This is a genomic window from Psychrobacter sp. R86515 (assembly GCF_042466315.1).
Taxonomy (GTDB): Bacteria; Pseudomonadota; Gammaproteobacteria; order Pseudomonadales; family Moraxellaceae; genus Psychrobacter.
Map to the genome: position 1 here is coordinate 3016836 of NZ_JAXHCC010000001.1, position 18427 is coordinate 3035262.

The following is an 18427-nucleotide window of genomic DNA, read 5'->3' on the forward strand; positions in this document are numbered from 1 at the left end:
TTTATAGGTTATTTATGAGCTCGACTGCCGTGCCTGCGCTAGACAAAACGTTTCAGATTTTGGACTTGATTACTGATAGCTCACAGCCTTTAACAGCGGCTCATATCGCAAAAGAGCTTGGGCTACCGCGTAGCTCCACTCACAATATTTTGCAGAGTCTATTAACCAAGCACGTCATTTACAAAGACCCTGAAAGCCGTTTTTATTTGGGTTCATATTTGATGTATTGGGCAGGCAAGTATGAGCAGCAGCAAGGCGTAGTGCAGTTGTTTAAAGATTTGATTGTGCAGTATCCGGTACTTCTTCAGCATACGGTTACCTTGTCAAAACTTGATTTGGGCGAAGTGGTATTTTTGGCTTGTCATGAGTCACCTGCACCGCTTGGCTTTACTTTTCGAGCAGGCGTTCGTGTACCTGCCGTATTTTCTGCGACAGGCAAAGCCATGCTATCGACGTTGTCGCTGGACAGTATCAAATCATTGTATAAAGATACTTTTCCGACGCCGATGACCCAACATGGGGTCAAGAATTTTACCGATTTGGCCACTGAGCTTGCAGCGATACAAGAAAGCCGAGTGTCTCTCGATGATGGACAGTTGCGCGATGGGATGTACTGCTTGGGCACTTATATTCGTAACGCATCAGGCAATGCGGTCGCTGGTATGGCCGTGAGTTTTTTGCAAGGAGAGTATGAGTCTAAACGGGCTGAGGTCAGTGCGGTATTGATTGAATTGGCCGAACAAATCGAGCAGCATTTAGGTTTTACGGCAAATTGATAATTGGTAAGAATCTATAGAAAATAGGTCGCAGTGTTTACTCCTATACTCTACGACCTATTTTATTACTTTTAATTTAATTTAAATATTACTGCTGCTCTTGCTGTTCTCTTCCATCAGTCCTAATAGGAATGCTTGCAGATTGTCATTGAGCTTTTGAAGGTAGTAACCACCTTCCACTAAGACAATCAATGGATTGTTTAAGGCTACCATCTTTTGTGCCAATATTTTAAATCCTTCGGTACTGACGGCACATCTCGCTTCTGGGTCGTTTTCATAAACATCAAAGCCCAATACATGAACTATCACATCAGGATCAAATAATGTCACCGCCTCAATAGATTTATCAATATATTCAAAGAAACCCGCTTCATCAGTACCATGTGGCATTGGGAAATTGATATTGTAGCCCTCACCTTCGCCTATGCCTTTTTCAAACGCATGCCCTGTCACTGCTGGATAAAAATTAACGGGGTCACCATGTACTGAAGTATAAAGCACGTCTTTGCGGTCGTAGAATATTTCTTGGATACCCTGTCCGTGATGCATGTCCGTATCTATAATGGCGATTTTTGCGTATTTCTGCCGTAGATGTTCAGCGATGATGGCGGCATTATTCAAATAACAAAACCCACCCGCGGCGCTTTTGCGAGCATGATGACCAGGCGGCCGTGAAAAGCAAAGCTGTATCTTGCTTTCGGCACGCTCGGTATCTGACTTTTCATCATTTAACAGTGCTTCGGCAGCGTTGAGCGCGGTCTGTGCCGACCAATAGATAGAGGTCCAAGAATGCTCGCTGATGGGCGCACTGTCATCTGCTTGATACTTAGCTGCTTTTGCCATGATGCCAATACCAGGATTATCATACGGTACAAAAATCCCTGTCTGCACCTGCGCACCCAAGTCTTCCCCTACTGCCATCCATTCATCATAGCCATGCTTAAGAAACTCAACATAACCAAAATCATGAACTGCCAATATTGGCGTGATGCCGATATCGGTGGCAGTAGTGACCTCTAGACCCAAAGCCACTGGCGCTTTCAAAAATTCGACCATACGTTCTGGTATTTCTAACGGCTCATGCATTTTCCCATAAGAAAAATAAGGTAACGGTCTATGCAGACTTAGGTTTTCATGGCTGTATATTTTCATGCATCACATTCCTTGTTTGACACTACTTGGTTTTACATTATTTTATTAAAGAAATTCCATTTCCTAGCTTTTGTGTTTAGTTTCTATCACTGTAAATATAAGGCTGTTGACGCTACTTTAAACAATCCCATCGGCTTTTAGCTTTGCGATCATCTCACTGTCATAACCCAAATCAGCAAGCGTACTATCAGTATGTTCGCTCAACTGCGGTGGCGGCGTACGATAAGTGACTGGTGATGCGGACAATTTAATAGGGTTACCAAGTGCGCGTACTGGACTGCCTTGCTCGGTGAAATTAACAATCATATTCCTTGCTTGCGCTTGCGGCATAGCCAAGGCTTCAGCCACGTTATGAATCGCACCGCATGGAATACCTGCTTGATCTAAAACCTCTAGCCAATAAATTCGTGGCTGCTTAGAAAATTGCTTAGTCAGCTCACCGCACAGCAGTTCGCGATTGGCAACGCGTTGTGGATTGGTCGTAAAACGCTCGTCGGTATGCCAATCAACTGCTAGCACGTCACACAGTTTGGCAAACTGACTGTCATTACCACAGGCTAAAATAAAGTGCTGCTCGCCCTCGCCCGCAAATACTTGATACGGCACGATATTAGGATGCTGATTGCCTAGCCTTGGCGGTATCTTATCGGATGCCAGATGATTCATACCGACATTGGCCAGCATGGCAAGCGCGCTATCGAGCAACGCCACATCGACATGTTGACCAACACCCGTATTTTGACGCGCCAATAGTGCCGCCTGAATACCAATCGTCAGCTGTAACCCTGCAAACAAATCAACCACTGCGACGCCAACTTTATGCGGTTCGCCATCGCTTGGACCCGTGATACTCATCAGCCCTGACAACCCTTGGATAATATAATCATAACCGGGGCGTTTGGCGTCAGGACCAGTTTGCCCAAACCCTGTCAATGACGCATAAACTAGCCGCGGATTGTCTTGCTTGAGACTGTCATAATCCAAGCCGTATTTTTTCAGACCACCGACTTTAAAGTTTTCGACCAAAATATCACTCTCAGCAATTAGCTGCTTAATGATGGTTTGCCCTGTCGGCGTAGTGATATCAACCGTCAGCGATTTTTTATTGCGGTTAATCGTAGCGTAATAAGCGGAGGTGTCATCACTGAATGTTGGCGGCGCCCAATGACGCGTCTCATCACCGATATGAGGACGCTCAACCTTGATGACTTCGGCACCAAGATCAGCAAGTACTTGTGTGCAAGAAGGGCCAGCCAGCACTCTCGATAAATCGAGCACCTTGATGCCATGCAATGCGCCCTTTGGCATATTAGCCATATCAATCATATCTGTCATGAGATTCCCTTACTCTGTCGCATATTTTTTAATCATAAAATTGTTCTTCATAATTTAGCGTTTAAATAGCTAAATCATGAAGAACAACTGAAAAACGTACGCTACTGTTAATGCTCTTTTGATAAAAAGCCAAGCAGTAACGTACGTCATAAAATACAGTTTTACCAAAAATTATTAGCTAAAAACGCTTAGAAGAACGCTTGAATGCCTGTTTGTGCACGGCCTAGGATAAGCGCATGAATATCATGTGTACCCTCGTAAGTATTGACGGCTTCCAAGTTCATCACGTGACGGATGATATGGAACTCATCAGAGATACCGTTGCCGCCATGCATATCACGAGCGATGCGAGCGATATCAAGCGCTTTGCCGCAGTTATTACGCTTGATAAGTGAGATCATTTCAGGCGCTGCATTGTCTTCATCCATCAGACGACCGACACGTAGCGCTGCTTGTAAGCCCAAGGTAATTTCTGTCTGCATATTGGCAAGCTTCAACTGCACCAGCTGTGTCGCGGCAAGCGGACGACCAAACTGCTTACGATCGAGCGTGTACTGACGGGCGGCTTTCCAGCAGAATTCAGCCGCTCCCATCGAACCCCAAGCGATACCATAACGGGCTTTATTCAAGCAGCCAAATGGTCCTTTTAGGCCACGGATATCTGGGAAAGCATTGGCTTCAGGAACGAATACTTTGTCCATGACTATCTCACCCGTAACTGACGCACGTAGTGAAAACTTGCCTTCGATTTTCGGCGCAGATAATCCTTTCATACCTTTATCTAAAACAAAACCACGAATCTCGCCAGCATCATCTTTTGCCCAGACGACAAATACGTCTGCGATAGGACTGTTGGTGATCCACATTTTATTACCAGTCAGCTCATAACCGCCATCCACAGCGCGTGCACGAGTCGACATCGACGAAGGATCTGACCCAGAGTCTGGCTCAGTTAAACCAAAGCATCCTACGTACTCACCCGAAGCAAGCTTTGGCAAATACTTTTCTCTTTGCTCTTCTGTGCCATACGCCCAAATAGGATGCATAACCAAGCTTGACTGTACGCTCATCGCTGAACGGTAGCCCGAATCAACCGCTTCTACTTCCTTAGCAATCAGACCATAGGCAACACTCGATAAACCAGCACAGCCATAGCCTTCTATCGTGACACCAAGCAGACCCATTTCACCCATTTGACGCATGATATTACGGTCAAAATTCTCGTTACGATTGGCCTCGATAATGCCAGGCATCAACTCTTTTTGAAAAAACTGACGCGCGCTGTCGGTGACCATGCGCTCTTCTTCAGTGAGCTGGTCACGTAGTAAAAAAGGATCTTCCCAATCAAAGCGTGGGCTAGTAGATGTTGCCATGTGGATCTCCTTGGTATCAGTCATCCTGACTGACGAATAGTGATTGATACATCATTTGGTCTAACAAGTCATTGACTTCGTTATTCCGCTGTGCGAAACTTAGTTTCATAATTTAAAACCATTTAACCAAACTTTCGCTGCGCTGTAAACCTTTATCAAAAAAAGATGAGTATAAAATGACGAAACCCTTATCAACAGCTACTCCACTACTCGAACGCATGCATGCAACAATGAGTCAAAATAAGGAAGAGAATGACCGACAGTTTGTGACGGCATTGGGTCGCGGACTGATCATACTGGCGGCTTTTGAACATAATGAGCGGCTCACCCATCAACAGCTATGTCAAATGACCGAACTACCGAAAGCAACCATTACTCGCCTTATCCACACTTTGACTACGCTTGGTTTTTTACGAACGAATGATTATGGCCAGTATCAATTGGGCAGTAGTGCTGTACGTCTCAGTGCGACCGCGTGGAGTCGCCACGATATGGTGGCAGCAGCTGAGCCACTATTACGGCAGTTCGCTAGTGAAAACGAAGTATCGGTAAATTTGGCAACCGAAGTTGAAGGAGAAATGCGCTATCACGCCTGTTGCCGTAGTCCTGCTCGTCTATCGGTCAACTTGCAGGTTGGCTCCGCTGTACCTGTTGCACGCACTGCTATCGGACGTGCTTTTTATGCGGTAAGTACGCAAGCGAGACAGGCGGTCATCATTAGCAATCTACAAGAGAATTTATCTATTGAAGAATATAACGATGTACAAACTGCCCTAGCTAGCGCGGCAGAGCATTATGAAAAGTATGGCTATACCGTGTCTGATGGGGAGTTTTCTACTGACATATTGGCAGTCGCGGTTGGCGTATATGATGTCGCAACAGGGCAATACGCGTATTCGCTGAATGCCAGTGTACCAAGTGCTAACTGGGAAGCGGATGACTATGCGGCGATGATAGTGCCAAAATTGCAGGCGTTGGCTGAGCGGATTGGTAGTGGGGTTTAAAACAGTAATATGGTGAAGATATAAGCCTTCCAGCCAGTCATAATTTTTCTATTGATATAAACTAAAGAGCTGGTTAATTGGCTGGCTCTTTAGCATCCAACACCCACACCGCGTCATGCCCGACGAAATACGTATGATGATCCGCGACTTCTATGTTATAGACATGGTCCTCATAAGGGTTAGGGCATATATCGTTATAGCGTCGCATCTGCTTATGAATACTTTCATCTGTTAATCCCATTGAATCGCCATACTTTTTGATACTGGCTAAAGCTTTTTTGAATAAACCTTCATCACCAATTCTATTTTCTTTGATTATTTTTCCCTCAAAGATTAGAGGTGAGTGCATCTCTCTTACAAACCTTTCTGCACTATGTGTCTTAGGCGCTATGTCTTGACGTAATCTTACATTCAATGTTTTATAAAGATCAGGGTCTATAATAAAGGGTGCCTTTTCATTGATGAGCAACTTGGCATCAGAAGTTTGCAGATTGACAGTTTTGATTTCTTCTCTGAACGCTTCTTCTGTATTAGCAAAACTGACAAACTGGTAGCCATCATCCGTAAATTTCACAAACTGAACCAGACCGTTTGTCTTCCATAAGTCATGTTCCTCAATACTTTGAGTATACGCTGTACCTTCAGGGAAGTTCGGTAAGGTGCGTACAGGGATAAACGAGTAATCATCAAGTGCAATCGTATCACCATGAGCAGACGTTAGATATCCAGCTGGTAAACGCTCCGCCGACAGCCATTCACCTTCCGTATCGTCAGGCTGACGAGTTACCCAAAATGTGTGGTTGCTGGTACAAAAGATATAATTGCTACCCTTTTCTCCTCGCGCATCAGCGGTCTCATTAAAATACTCAACTTTAAAGATACTTTTCTTATTGGGTGATTTAAAGGTGCTGAGTACGGGTTTGTAATCTATATCACCACTACCATCTTCAGACTTAGAGAGTACAGGCTTTGATAAAATTAAGTCACCTACTTTGATATCTTGGATTGGCACTAGACCCTTATCCGTATGTACCAATGTACCTGCGACAAATCCTGGAACGTTTTTATTCATATTATCAACTCACTGAGATTATTTATTATAAAATTCACCGTCATACACCCAAATGCCTTTTTTTCCTACAAAATAAGTATGAGTATCGGCGACTTCAATGTTATAGACATAATCAGTGAAGGCATTGGATGTAGCTCTGGAGTCATTCTCCCAATCTGGCACTCTGTAGGCTGCAACTAACTTACTATAGTACTCTATCTCAACACGATTCTCAGGATTGTCTTTGTCTAAAAACTTATGAAACTTCGCATAAGGTTCAGAACCATCCTCCGAATGTAAGTCCCTACCTAAAAGACTATTGTCATCATTAGTAAACACCTCTACAGCTTCACCATTCCTAAAGTCAATCACCCCTATATCAATTTCACCTGGATCTGCATGCTTATCTTGACAGCTGTGCATATACAACCCAACCTTTGGATCGCTAGTTGCTATGACATACTTTCCTCCAATTTGATAAGGATCATACACCTCTTCGTGATATCTACCAGATATGTCAAGTATTTCACCTTGATGGCCTCTTTCTGGAAAAATATAATTAACAATATCGTTAGATGTAATGAACTTTGCAGCTACCCATCTTGGTTTTTCCTCATCACTGACATGCGTCCAGAATGGATGATTATCAGTACAGTAAATACCCTCAACAGGCGTTATAATCTTTTGTTTAGTAGCAGACTTGATGGTTCTTATCACAGGCTTATAGACCAGTTCTCCTTCACCACTTTCATCCTTAGACAGTACTTTATCACCGATTTTTAACTCCTGAATAGGTACTAATCCTTTATCTGTATGAATCAATGTGCCTGCCACAAATCCTTTGTTATTCATTAGCTTTCCTTTTACTGTTTTTATTATTGATGCAATTAGTTATTTGAACTGGCATCATGCACCCATAGTCCTGCTTGATCAATAAAATAGGTATGATTGTCTGCCACCTCAAAGTTATAGACGGTTGTGTTATAAGGGATAGGCGCGCCTTGATCATTCGTTAGATGATTTAGTATTCGTGGATTACCTTCTTTATCTAGGATGCCAATATCAAAGTAACCATGTCGCTGATAATAGCTAATATCATTAACATAGCCCGTACCCTTATATTCTGCCTCACTGTAGTCGAGCATATGTGCTTCGGCATCTTGCACATAATCATCGTAATAGTCTTCGTGATAATGCTTTTGATACCAAAAATAGTTTGGATTACTCTCCAAATCTTTATGAGCGACTTGATAGGTAGGTTGCACACGCTCAACGGTATACATTACGCCATCAGTATTCACAGCAATTTCATACTGCTGTAGTTCATACACACGTTTAAAGTGAAGCTGGTCATAGAACTCAATGTCCGCCTGTGGATTCTCCATGGCACCAACGACCCAAACAGGGTGATTGGGCGTCGCTAGAAAATCACTGAAGCGACTAGCTGACTTGTATGTTTGATAATCAACCATCTCGCGATCTTTATTAAACTTCTCAATATTTTTTTCTAAACGCACGATCCACATCTCTTCGTCTTCATGCACAAAGGTCTTGACCACAAGCTTATACTCTATGTCACCACTACCATGTTTAGGCTTGGAGAGCACAGGCTTTGATAAAATTAAGTCGCCCACTTTGATATCTTGGATTGGCACTAACCCTTTATCCGTATGAATCAATGTGCCTGCCACAAATCCTGTGTTGTTCATTAATCTTCCTTTCATTTTTTATTATTGATGTGGTTAGTTATTTAAACTCGCATCATGTACCCATAGTCCAGCTCGACCAATGAAGTAGGTATGGTTGTCTGCCACCTCAAAGTTATAGACGGTTGCCTGATATAAAATGTGTTCACCTTGCGCGTTGGTCAATTGATTGAACATCCGCATGGTGCCTCCATTATCTTCAATATGTTGGCCCAAATAGCCTTTCTCCTGATAAAAGCTAATGTCATCAACATATCCCATACCCTTATATTCTACTTCGCTGTAGTCGAGCATATGCGCTTCGGCATCTTGTACATAATCATCGTAGTAGTCTTCATGATAATGTTTTTGATACCAGTAATAATTTGGATTGAATTCTAAATTATCATTAGCGACTTGATAGGTAGGTTGCACACGCTCAACGGTATACATTACGCCATCGGTATTCACAGCAATTTCATACTGCTGTAGTTCATCCACACGTTTAAAGTGAGGCTGGTCATAGAACTCAATATCTTCCTGTGGGTTTTCCATGGCACCGACTACCCAAACAGGGTGATTGGGCGTCGCTAGAAAACTACTAAAGCGACTAGCTGACTTGTATGTTTGATAATCAACCATCTCTCGATCTTTATTAAACTTCTCAAGATTTTTCTCTAAACGCACGATCCACATCTCTTTGTCTTCATGCACAAAGGTCTTAACCACAGGCTTATACTCTATGTCACCGCTACCATCTTCAGGCTTGGAGAGTACCCTATCGCCCACTTTAATACCCTGAATCGGTACTAAACCTTGATCCGTATGGATAAGTGTCCCTGCTGCAAATCCTGCATTATTCATGTCCTATCCTTTTTTATATTATCGTTTTAACTCATCAAACCTCAGCCCAAATTTCATTAGATACTTACGCAATCTATCGCTATCGTTCGGGCTTTTTAATTTATCGCGCGAATTCGCGTATAGATAGCGCCCCGCCGCCGCTTGGTTTTTATAGCTGATACATACCTCAATCACATACGCCAGTTGCACCGCATCAAACGGATCAATAGTCGCAAGAGTTTCCTCATCGAGGTATTGGCGTAAAACGTTATGGCTACCCTGTTCGATGGTTTCGCTATCTAAAGTAGCACTTTTCTTACTTAAACTATTCGAACCATTCAAACTATCAGGCAATTCCCAAAGATGCGTTAAGCGTTCAATCTCCGCTTGTACATCATCATTGCGAATCACCTTACTTTCAGCCAGTGTGGTCAGACGAATCATACTGGCAGTCAAATCACGAAAGTTCCCCTGCCATGTCGCATCCGCACTCATCGCAAAAGCTTCGTACAACTGCCTTGCTTCTGGGGTAAAGCGATATTGCTGCTGTTGCTCGCTACCCAAGCGCGCCAGCTCGTAATCGATATTGGCAGGTAGATCCTCTAGCCTATCTTTCAGCGATGGCAAAAAAAACGTCCATGTATTAAGACGCGCAAATAAATCTGCCCGAAACTCGCCATTAGCGACCGCTTGCCGCAAGTCTTTATTGGTGCCTGCCATTAGCTGAAACGACACGCTAATCGGCGTATCACTACCGAGCGGATAAAAGCGCTGCTCCTCCAGTGCGGTTAATAGCATCGCTTGCTCATCAAGCCCAAGCTCACCGATTTCATCTAAGAATAATAAACCACCATCGGCTGATTTTAGCAGCCCATCCCGACTCGTCGCAGCGCCCGTAAATGCCCCTTTGACATGACCAAATAACACACTCATGGCAGTGTCACCACGCAGCGTAGCGCAGTTGACCTCGATGAATTGTTCAAGCGTGTTTTTGCCTTGCGTACTGCTGGCTTTGGCTTTTTTGAGCGCGTAAATTTGGCCTGCCAGTTGCGACTTGCCCGCCCCTGTTGCGCCCATCAATAGTATGGGTGCGGTTGATCGTGTGGCGACCTTTTCGATATCGGATATGAGCTTTTGGTAAGCGGCATTTTGTGTGACTAGGTTGGCTTGCAAGGTTTGCCAATGTTGCTGTTTTTCTGCTTCAAAGCGTTCACGTAAACCATCATAGCGCGAGACGTCCAAGTCAATCACTTGATAGCGCCCTTGTGGATCAGCTTGGTCGGGTCTTGGGCAAGGAGAAGTCTGAATCAAATCAGCGGGAATAAAGCCCGCTTCTACCAATAAAAACCAGCAAATCTGTGCCACGTGCGTACCTGTGGTCAGATGCAGTAAGTAATCGGTATTGTCCTGAAAATCAAACCCTGCGGCAAAGTCATACAACTCAGCATAAACGTCGGCAAAATCCCACGGACTGCTCAACGCCACATGATGACCAATAACGGTAGTGTTCGGACTAACTTGTGCCACGTCATCGACAATTATTTTAAACAGCCGTTTATCACGCTTGCTATATAAGATATGCAGCTCATCGACCAGTAGCTCATCATGCAGACCCAAACTGACGGTTGGTCGCCAACGTTGCCAACGCTTGTCATTAAAGCCATTGTCTAAGGTAGTGCCGAGGAAGCCGATGACGGCTGTTTTATTCATCATTAGTTAGGTCACTCTCATATCTTTTAAAAGCCAATGACCTGACTATTTTTTTTCGCGCACTAGGCATAATCTCCCAGAATATATCCATCGGATCGCCTAATAATCTTATATATTCAAGAGCTAATAATTGAATTTTAATATTCTCAAAGTCTATTGTATCTATTGAAACAATATCAAAATCATCCGGATATTTAGAAGCTATATAATTTGTGAAATTTGCATGAATAGCTCTTTCAGGATAAGGCTGTAAAACTTTAGGAACAATAAACTTTAGTATTTCATTCCACGAAATATAGTATTCTAACTTTACTTTTTCTCTTTTACCTCCTCTGTTAACGTTATGTCTAATACTAATAGTCAAAATATCCTCACCTTGAGCTAAGTCTAATATTTCAGTATTATTTGCTTGTAAAACCTGAATCTGTTTTTCAAGCTTACTATTTTCTTGTCTAAGATCATTCAACTGTTTTAATAGTTCAGTATTGTCCGTTGCTTCATTTCCTCTTACCCACCCCGCAGCTGGATAAGTTTTAATTGTTTTGGGCAAACTAAGCGCAACTAAACCAGATAACTCTTTTGCATCATCCCAAAATTTCACCAAACGATTAGTAGTCACTTTTTGCTTAAATGCTTGTAGTTTTTGTTGAGCCTCGGAGTCCATTTCCACTTTTTCAACAGCTAGTTTTTCAGGGCTGCCGTGGACTAATGCGATAACCTTAATGCCTTTACTGATAGCGTAATCGTATTCCATTTCTGTGTAGCTAACACCCTCATCGGACAGACTACCGTATCTACCACCTACAATAAGTAGGTAGTAGTCACTGTCATCAATCACTTTTTTAATGAATTCAAATTGCTCTTCATCTAGGGCAGGAAACAATTCCATCCCAGCGGGTATACAGTCCATTTCCATAAGTGTTTGAATAACATTACTTCGCTCATCTTTTAAATCTGCAAATGTAGAACTCACAAATACTTGATATCTCTTATCCATATACGCTGACCTTTTATAGTTAATTTTCTATATTTTTATAAAATATCATATTTTCAGAAATTGGTTTAATTATATCTCATATTAATAGTTACTTTTATTTTTTAATTTATTTAAATATATCAATTACTTACTATTAGGTTTTGAGTATTTTAAAAACTTGGCACACCCTTAGCATTATATAAAGTAAGAATCATCTTTCATAATAAACAAACTTTGCACTGCTAAGGAATACGACATGCAACCAACTACTCATAATATTATTCAAGACGGTGGAACGCCTATTAGACTTTGGACCAAGGGCGTGCCCGTTGATCCAAAAGCACACGAGCAATTGATCAAAGCATCAAAAATGCCGTTTGTATATAAATGGCTTGCAGTAATGCCCGATGTGCATGTCGGTATTGGTGCAACTATTGGTACGGTACTGCCAACCAAAGAAGCGATTATTCCAGCAGCCGTTGGCGTCGATATCGGCTGCGGAATGATGGCCGTACAAACCACCCTAACCGCAAACGATTTGCCAGATAGCTTGCTTGGCCTGCGTACCGAATTAGAAAAAGTCATTCCACATGGTCGTAGTAAAACGCGTGGTCGCGGATCACGCCGTGATGTCGGTGCGTGGGCAAATCCTGACGACACCGTCATGAATGGTTGGGGAACGCTGGTTGATGATTTTAACTATATAACCCAAAAGCACCCTCGCCTAAAAAACACCAATAACCTTAATCATTTGGGTACGCTGGGTACGGGGAATCATTTCGTTGAGGTGTGCCTTGATGAGACCAACCAAGTTTGGATCATGCTGCACTCAGGCTCACGCGGTGTGGGTAATGCCATCGGTCGCTACTTTATTGAGCTGGCACGTGAGGACATGCGCAAGTGGTTTATTAATTTGCCAGATAAAGATTTGGCCTACTTTGCCGAAGGTACAGAACATTTTGATGATTATTGGTTTGCGGTTGGTTGGGCGCAGCGTTTTGCCTTTAAAAACCGTGAAATCATGATGGAAAAAGCCATCAAAGCGCTACGCCAAATCATACCTAAGCCTTTTGATGCAGCCGTAAAAGCGGTGAACTGTCATCATAACTATGTAGAAAAAGAGCAACATTACGGCGAAGAAGTATTTGTGACCCGTAAAGGCGCAGTACGGGCTCGCGTTGGTGAATACGGAATCATTCCGGGATCAATGGGTGCCAAGTCATTCATCGTACGCGGTAAAGGTAATGAAGAATCGTTTTGCTCTTGCTCGCATGGTGCAGGTCGTATCATGTCACGTACTGAGGCGAAAAAGGTATTTACGGTCGCCGATCAAATTGCACAGACTGCTGGCGTAGAATGCCGAAAGGACGCGGATGTGATTGATGAGATTCCAGCGGCTTATAAAAATATTGATGACGTGATGCAAGCGCAAAGCGATTTGGTAGAAGTGGTACATACTTTGCGTCAGGTGGTTTGTGTTAAAGGCTAAATTTTTAAAAGGAGATTGTTATGAAACAAACTATTAATCTATATGATTTGATCCACCAAATTCATGTTGAAAAAAAAGAGATTGTTTGGCACGGGCATCCTTTCAATACAGGAGAAGAGTCTACGATAGAAGGTTATTATAGAAGCCTCTGTGAAGAGATAAAAAGTCATACTCAAACTCTATTTCAACTAGAAGTAGATCATTATGGTTCAGGTTATGCCTCTTACTGTGATGCATGGTTTTACCAGCAGACTTCTGACTTTACTAGTAATCCTCTCGAAAGTCTTGAGAGCTATGAAGGGCTTATAATTCTATTTCATCGAATGCTACCTTACTATGTCTTTATGCAAGGTTCAAAGTCATGGCCTATTCATGACCCTTCAATGTGTTCTCATTATCTACCAAGCCGTAAAATGCTAGATAACTTGACCAATAGTGCGGTGAAGAATCTTGCTCAGAAAGTAGAAAAAATTTTGACTCGCAAAGGCTTAATTCGTTTGAATACACTTGCACTGACTACACCATTGGAAATAGCTGAAAAAATACCTTCTGTACTGGTTGATAATTATCTCTCTTATTACGATGGGCTTTTTTATTGGGAAGATTAAAATATTGGTAATAAGTGCCTCATTTAATTATTTTGAAATCAGCTTTTAAAATTAGAAGAAAACATCATGAAACATGCTCAAACTATAGAAATCATACGAAAAATCAAAGCAAAAAAAGTCAAATTTGAACATGGGCTATCTGATGAAGAAGTTCAACAAATTGAAAATAAATTCAATTTAAGGTTTCCACCTGATTTACAATATTTTTTACAAAAAGAGCTGCCCATATCTAATGGTTTTGTTAACTGGCGACTAGGTTTACAGTCAAAAATTGAGGCCATGGATATTCGTAAAAGAATAGATTGGCCATTTAGTGGCATAGTGTTTGATATAGAGCATAATGCATTCTGGATGGAAGAATGGGGTGAAAAGTCTAATGATCTTAATAAAAATATTATGGTCGCTGAAATTTATTATGAGACTTATCCTAAAATGATACCCATTTACTCGCACCGATACATTCCTAGTGAACCACATAAAACTGGCAACCCTGTCTTTTCTATTTATCAGACAGACATCATTTACTATGGATACGATTTAGCACACTATTTTGCTCATGAATTTCGTTTTGAATTGTCAGATAAATTTCCAATAATCGATGCACCAAATCATATTGATTTTTGGGGCGATATTGAATCCTGATTATAATAAGAGAGAACCAAAATGAAACTCGCAGAGACTCTACTTATCCGTAGCGATATGCAAAAGAAGTTGGCGCAAATCATTTGCATGAGCGACTTTAATACCCCTAAACGAATATAGATGCGGTAAACTAAAGTGTGTGTGGTATGTGACCACAGCGCAGATTTATAAGCACTTTCACATTGAAAAACTTGATAATGACTTTTATACGAGGAAATAACCATGATGAACATGAACGATATGTTAGGCGCCGTAACTGGTGGTGATAACGATGAAAATGGCCTATCAGGCTTGATCGACAGCGCAAAAAACATCAGCAGCGAAGATATCCAAAGATACCAAAGCATGTCAAAAACTGAGCTATTAGATGAGATCAAAAACTCTGAGCACAGCGCTGCTGTTGTGGTATTTATCAAAGATCTAATAGCGAAGAAATTCAACGGCTAAACGTTGATATCTAAAGCTAAACCTTGATAAATTGATAGATGAACAGGGCCTAAAAAATATGCGTCATACCGTATTTTTTAGGCTCTTTATTTTATGGCGCGTTAAGCACGACCAAATACAACAAAAGTGTGACACTACAACAAATTAAACCTGAGAGTGTACCGATGAGCTTTATACCTAACCATAGCGCCAGTACTGCCAGTAGCCATACTGCGAGCACTAAGCGCGCGACCTTAAAAATAGATGGCAGCACAGGCGAAGGTGGCGGACAAATCATTCGTACCGCTCTCTCATTATCGATGCTCACAGGTATACCGATTGAAATCACCAATATTCGCGCTGGGCGAGCCAAGCCTGGGCTAATGCGTCAGCACTTGATGTGCGTACAAGCGTCACAACAGATATCGAACGCTAGCGTGACAGGCGCAGCGTTGGGCAGTTCATCGTTTCGCTTTGCGCCTAATGCGATTCAATCTGGTGAGTACCATTTTGATATTGGCTCGGCTGGCAGTACCAGTCTCGTGCTACAAACGCTACTCCCTGCCCTACTTTTTGCCAATACAGAACAAAGATCTCATTCAACAGTGAGTATAAAAGGCGGTACGCATAATCCATTAGCGCCCACCACGGACTTTTTGCAGCACGCATTTGTGCCTGCACTGGCGAAATTAGGCATGCAAGTAGATATTGGATGTGTGCAAGCAGGCTTTGCGCCCATCGGTGGCGGCCTGATTAAGACGACCATTACACCGTTCATGCGCCGTGCTGACTCCAAGCCATTAATGCTAACCGAACGTGGAGTGCTGACAAATATCGCATTAGTAGCCAGCGTCCTAAATTTAGAATATGACATTGGCAAACGTGAACTTGCCAGCGCTAAATCCGTACTGCTTGAAAGCGGAGTGGATGACTCACTTATTACCAGCAAAGCAAATAAGCTGGACGGTATCGGTGAAGGCAATACTTGCTATGCACAGGTTACTCATGAATGTGGCGATCATCTGCATCACGAAATATTTACCCTACTGGGTGAAAAACGCAGCTCAGCTGAGAAAATGGGTAATAGACTGGCAGGCTTGGTTAAACGTTATCTCTTTAAAACTGATGCGCTAGTCGATGAGTACTTAACAGACCAGTTGCTATTGCCATTAGCCTTATCTGGTGGTGGCGAGTTTACCGCAAGAACCATCAGCCAACATACCGAAACCCAAGCATGGCTGATTGAGCAGTTTTTGCCCGTTGACTTTAAGTTTGAAGCGGTTGATGAGCAAAAAATTTTGGTGCGAGTGGTTTGTTGAGAAAGTCATGGCACAATCATACCTTACTCAATTATCTCTAAGCCGTGATATCATAACCGTACAATATGCGCGTTAATTATAAGTTAAGATAAATATTATTTGCTCTCAACATCATACGTATTGATGCTTGAGGCAAATTATTTTTATCTGTTATATATAATTATCGCGTTTTTTAATTTCCATATTTTATTACCGAGCCTCGCTATGCCCCAATCTCGTACCAATCTAAATCCTGAACCAAAAAGTAATTCGCCCTATTTAATCGGTGTACTGTTGCGCTATAGCACCTTTGCCGCCGCCGTTTTTCTGTTTTTAGCAGGGTTATTATTATTGAACTGGTGGCTGATTCTCATTGGTGGATTTGGGGTAGCTTTGGGCATTTACGATGTCATTCAATCCAAGCATGCCATCTTGAATAATTACCCTATCGCAGGTCATGTCCGCTATGTATTAGAGGACTTTCGCCCAGAGATTCGTCAATATTTGCTCGAGGATGATAAAGAACAAGTACCGTTTTCGCGCCAGCAGCGTGCTTTGGTCTATCAACGTGCTAAGAACGTTAGTGATACCAATGCCTTTGGTACGCTAGATAATTTATATACTCATGGTAAAGAGTGGTTTTTGCAATCCACCATCAGTGCACCACTAGAGAACAAAGACTTCCGTATCATGGTCGGCGGTGAGCGTTGTCAGCAGCCGCACGATATGTCGGTATTTAATATCTCTGCGATGAGCTTTGGCAGTCTGTCAGCCAACGCCATCATGGCACTCAATCAAGGCGCAAAACTCGGCGGTTTCACCCATGACACGGGCGAAGGTGCGATCAGCCCTTACCATCGCAAATTCGGTGGCGATTTGATTTGGGAATTGGGTACGGGTTATTTTGGTTGCCGTGATAATGATGGTAACTTTGATCCACAGTCTTTTGCTGAAAAAGCCGTCGATCCCCAAGTTAAAATGATTGAAATCAAGCTTTCACAAGGTGCCAAGCCTGGTAAAGGTGGTGTCCTACCCTCTAGCAAGATCACCCAAGAGATTGCCGACACGCGCCAAGTGCCGACGGGTCAAGACTGCATTTCGCCCTCTTCGCATACTGCATTTAGCACCCCGCGCGAGTTAGTCGCCTTTTGGCAGCAGCTACGTGATTTATCAGGCGGCAAGCCAGTTGGCTTTAAGCTATGTATTGGTCAGCCATGGCAGTTTATGGCGATTGTAAAAGCGATGATAGAGACGGATAACTATCCTGATTTTATCGTTATCGATGGTGCAGAAGGCGGCACAGGTGCAGCGCCCGTTGAGTTTATGGACAATGTCGGCATGCCCATGGTTGAAGGGTTTTTATTGGTTCATAACACTTTAGTCGGTGCAGGTATTCGTGACAAAATTAAGCTTGGTGTTAGTGGAAAAATCGTATCAGGCTTTGATATTGCTCGCATGATTGCGCTAGGTGCCGATTGGTGTAACTCAGCACGTGGCTTTATGTTTGCAGTCGGCTGCATTCAGTCGCGCTCTTGTCATACCAACACTTGTCCGACAGGTGTGGCAACTCAAGACCCTTACCGTCAAAAGGCGCTCGACGTCCCTAGTAAGGCTGAGCGTGTTGCAAGTTTCCACAAAAACACGCTAAAATCGCTTGCCAGTATCGTAGGCGCGGTCGGTTTACAGCATCCTAGCCAATTACAGCCGTATCATATCGCACGCCGCTTAGACGATGGGCAGATTAAGCTGTTATCCAAGTTTTTCTATTTTGCTGATAAAGGTGCGCTGCTAGATCATAGTGCCCGTGCTGACGTATTTAACCAGATGTGGGTCATGGCAAACCCTGATAGCTTCTTAGCTAATAATGATGCGCTCATTGCTTATAACAAAGACTCGCGCGATAAGGGCAAAGAAACTGGCGCGCCAACAGAACACAGCGCTGGATATAATTCTGAGCATTTAACCAACATCACCGATGGTGGACGATTAATTGGTAATGTGAATAATACAATCCGTGACTTTCCGCCTACTAGCGACTGAATCAGCGCCTAAATCGTTG

17 protein-coding genes are annotated in these 18427 nt (G+C 42.8%); 8 read left to right on the plus strand and 9 right to left on the minus strand.

Annotated features, from left to right (window positions below):
- The first annotated feature begins 14 nt into the window (after positions 1 to 14).
- The gene (locus SJY28_RS12330; protein WP_201570037.1) at positions 15 to 776 is read left to right on the plus strand and encodes an IclR family transcriptional regulator; all 762 of its coding nucleotides are present in this window, start codon (positions 15 to 17) and stop codon (positions 774 to 776) included.
- Positions 777 to 857: 81 nt separating this feature from the next.
- Here the strand turns inward: SJY28_RS12330 and SJY28_RS12335 are convergent, their stop codons facing one another.
- From SJY28_RS12335 to SJY28_RS12345, 3 genes are all read right to left on the minus strand, one after another.
- Complete coding sequence (locus tag SJY28_RS12335) at positions 858 to 1928, minus strand: histone deacetylase family protein (RefSeq protein ID WP_379544671.1); 1071 nt, start codon at positions 1926 to 1928, stop codon at positions 858 to 860.
- A 117-nt stretch (positions 1929 to 2045) separates the two neighbouring features.
- The gene (locus SJY28_RS12340) at positions 2046 to 3254 is read right to left on the minus strand and encodes a CaiB/BaiF CoA transferase family protein (RefSeq protein ID WP_379544998.1); all 1209 of its coding nucleotides are present in this window, start codon (positions 3252 to 3254) and stop codon (positions 2046 to 2048) included.
- Between the two features lie 197 nt (positions 3255 to 3451).
- Positions 3452 to 4636, minus strand: coding sequence for an acyl-CoA dehydrogenase (locus tag SJY28_RS12345; protein ID WP_298807265.1), 1185 nt, complete (start codon positions 4634 to 4636; stop codon positions 3452 to 3454).
- 176 nt (positions 4637 to 4812) lie between these two features.
- Here SJY28_RS12345 and SJY28_RS12350 point away from each other — a divergent pair, with 176 nt between their 5' ends.
- On the plus strand, positions 4813 to 5640 hold the full coding sequence (locus tag SJY28_RS12350) for an IclR family transcriptional regulator (protein WP_379544672.1): 828 nt from the start codon (positions 4813 to 4815) through the stop codon (positions 5638 to 5640).
- Between the two features lie 73 nt (positions 5641 to 5713).
- Here the strand turns inward: SJY28_RS12350 and SJY28_RS12355 are convergent, their stop codons facing one another.
- The 6 genes from SJY28_RS12355 to SJY28_RS12380 are packed head-to-tail and all read right to left on the minus strand — an operon-like array spanning position 5714 to position 11926.
- Positions 5714 to 6712 carry a hypothetical protein gene (locus tag SJY28_RS12355; protein WP_379544673.1) on the minus strand — a complete coding sequence of 333 codons (999 nt, stop codon included), beginning with the start codon at positions 6710 to 6712 and terminating at the stop codon, positions 5714 to 5716.
- Between the two features lie 18 nt (positions 6713 to 6730).
- A complete protein-coding gene (locus tag SJY28_RS12360; protein ID WP_379544674.1) occupies positions 6731 to 7543 on the minus strand; it encodes a Hint domain-containing protein in 813 nt (270 codons plus the stop codon).
- Between the two features lie 35 nt (positions 7544 to 7578).
- The gene (locus SJY28_RS12365; protein ID WP_379544675.1) at positions 7579 to 8400 is read right to left on the minus strand and encodes a hypothetical protein; all 822 of its coding nucleotides are present in this window, start codon (positions 8398 to 8400) and stop codon (positions 7579 to 7581) included.
- 33 nt (positions 8401 to 8433) lie between these two features.
- Positions 8434 to 9240 (minus strand): polymorphic toxin-type HINT domain-containing protein, encoded by an 807-nt coding sequence (locus SJY28_RS12370; protein WP_379544676.1) that lies wholly within the window; start codon positions 9238 to 9240, stop codon positions 8434 to 8436.
- Between the two features lie 18 nt (positions 9241 to 9258).
- Positions 9259 to 10932, minus strand: a complete 1674-nt coding sequence (rtcR, locus tag SJY28_RS12375) for an RNA repair transcriptional activator RtcR (protein ID WP_379544677.1) — start codon at positions 10930 to 10932, stop codon at positions 9259 to 9261.
- On the minus strand, positions 10922 to 11926 hold the full coding sequence (locus SJY28_RS12380; protein WP_379544678.1) for a DUF4062 domain-containing protein: 1005 nt from the start codon (positions 11924 to 11926) through the stop codon (positions 10922 to 10924). The genes rtcR and SJY28_RS12380 overlap by 11 nt, the downstream gene beginning before the upstream one ends.
- A gap of 235 nt (positions 11927 to 12161) precedes the next feature.
- Between SJY28_RS12380 and SJY28_RS12385 the strand changes: the two genes are divergently transcribed.
- From SJY28_RS12385 to SJY28_RS12410, 6 genes are all read left to right on the plus strand, one after another.
- Entirely contained in the window at positions 12162 to 13394 is a 1233-nt protein-coding gene (locus SJY28_RS12385) for an RtcB family protein (protein ID WP_379544679.1), read from the plus strand.
- Positions 13395 to 13414: 20 nt separating this feature from the next.
- Positions 13415 to 14002 carry a hypothetical protein gene (locus SJY28_RS12390; RefSeq protein WP_197100070.1) on the plus strand — a complete coding sequence of 196 codons (588 nt, stop codon included), beginning with the start codon at positions 13415 to 13417 and terminating at the stop codon, positions 14000 to 14002.
- A gap of 66 nt (positions 14003 to 14068) precedes the next feature.
- Positions 14069 to 14644: a hypothetical protein gene (locus tag SJY28_RS12395; protein WP_379544680.1), complete on the plus strand. Its 576-nt coding sequence runs from the start codon at positions 14069 to 14071 to the stop codon at positions 14642 to 14644.
- A gap of 222 nt (positions 14645 to 14866) precedes the next feature.
- Complete coding sequence (locus SJY28_RS12400) at positions 14867 to 15091, plus strand: hypothetical protein (RefSeq protein ID WP_379544681.1); 225 nt, start codon at positions 14867 to 14869, stop codon at positions 15089 to 15091.
- A 164-nt stretch (positions 15092 to 15255) separates the two neighbouring features.
- Positions 15256 to 16389, plus strand: a complete 1134-nt coding sequence (gene rtcA / locus SJY28_RS12405; protein ID WP_379544682.1) for an RNA 3'-terminal phosphate cyclase — start codon at positions 15256 to 15258, stop codon at positions 16387 to 16389.
- Between the two features lie 204 nt (positions 16390 to 16593).
- The gene (locus SJY28_RS12410) at positions 16594 to 18408 is read left to right on the plus strand and encodes an FMN-binding glutamate synthase family protein (protein WP_379544683.1); all 1815 of its coding nucleotides are present in this window, start codon (positions 16594 to 16596) and stop codon (positions 18406 to 18408) included.
- Positions 18409 to 18427 lie beyond the last annotated feature (19 nt).

What these genes read in the sequence shown, in the direction of transcription:
- SJY28_RS12330 (WP_201570037.1), top strand. Translation starts at nt 15, where the DNA reads ATGAGCTCGACTGCCGTGCCTGCGCTAGACAAAACGTTTCAGATTTTG.
- SJY28_RS12335 (WP_379544671.1), bottom strand. Translation starts at nt 1,928, where the DNA reads ATGAAAATATACAGCCATGAAAACCTAAGTCTGCATAGACCGTTACCT.
- SJY28_RS12340 (WP_379544998.1), bottom strand. Translation starts at nt 3,254, where the DNA reads ATGATTGATATGGCTAATATGCCAAAGGGCGCATTGCATGGCATCAAG.
- SJY28_RS12345 (WP_298807265.1), bottom strand. Translation starts at nt 4,636, where the DNA reads ATGGCAACATCTACTAGCCCACGCTTTGATTGGGAAGATCCTTTTTTA.
- SJY28_RS12350 (WP_379544672.1), top strand. Translation starts at nt 4,813, where the DNA reads ATGACGAAACCCTTATCAACAGCTACTCCACTACTCGAACGCATGCAT.
- SJY28_RS12355 (WP_379544673.1), bottom strand. Translation starts at nt 6,712, where the DNA reads ATGAATAAAAACGTTCCAGGATTTGTCGCAGGTACATTGGTACATACG.
- SJY28_RS12360 (WP_379544674.1), bottom strand. Translation starts at nt 7,543, where the DNA reads ATGAATAACAAAGGATTTGTGGCAGGCACATTGATTCATACAGATAAA.
- SJY28_RS12365 (WP_379544675.1), bottom strand. Translation starts at nt 8,400, where the DNA reads ATGAACAACACAGGATTTGTGGCAGGCACATTGATTCATACGGATAAA.
- SJY28_RS12370 (WP_379544676.1), bottom strand. Translation starts at nt 9,240, where the DNA reads ATGAATAATGCAGGATTTGCAGCAGGGACACTTATCCATACGGATCAA.
- rtcR (WP_379544677.1), bottom strand. Translation starts at nt 10,932, where the DNA reads ATGATGAATAAAACAGCCGTCATCGGCTTCCTCGGCACTACCTTAGAC.
- SJY28_RS12380 (WP_379544678.1), bottom strand. Translation starts at nt 11,926, where the DNA reads ATGGATAAGAGATATCAAGTATTTGTGAGTTCTACATTTGCAGATTTA.
- SJY28_RS12385 (WP_379544679.1), top strand. Translation starts at nt 12,162, where the DNA reads ATGCAACCAACTACTCATAATATTATTCAAGACGGTGGAACGCCTATT.
- SJY28_RS12390 (WP_197100070.1), top strand. Translation starts at nt 13,415, where the DNA reads ATGAAACAAACTATTAATCTATATGATTTGATCCACCAAATTCATGTT.
- SJY28_RS12395 (WP_379544680.1), top strand. Translation starts at nt 14,069, where the DNA reads ATGAAACATGCTCAAACTATAGAAATCATACGAAAAATCAAAGCAAAA.
- SJY28_RS12400 (WP_379544681.1), top strand. Translation starts at nt 14,867, where the DNA reads ATGATGAACATGAACGATATGTTAGGCGCCGTAACTGGTGGTGATAAC.
- rtcA (WP_379544682.1), top strand. Translation starts at nt 15,256, where the DNA reads ATGAGCTTTATACCTAACCATAGCGCCAGTACTGCCAGTAGCCATACT.
- SJY28_RS12410 (WP_379544683.1), top strand. Translation starts at nt 16,594, where the DNA reads ATGCCCCAATCTCGTACCAATCTAAATCCTGAACCAAAAAGTAATTCG.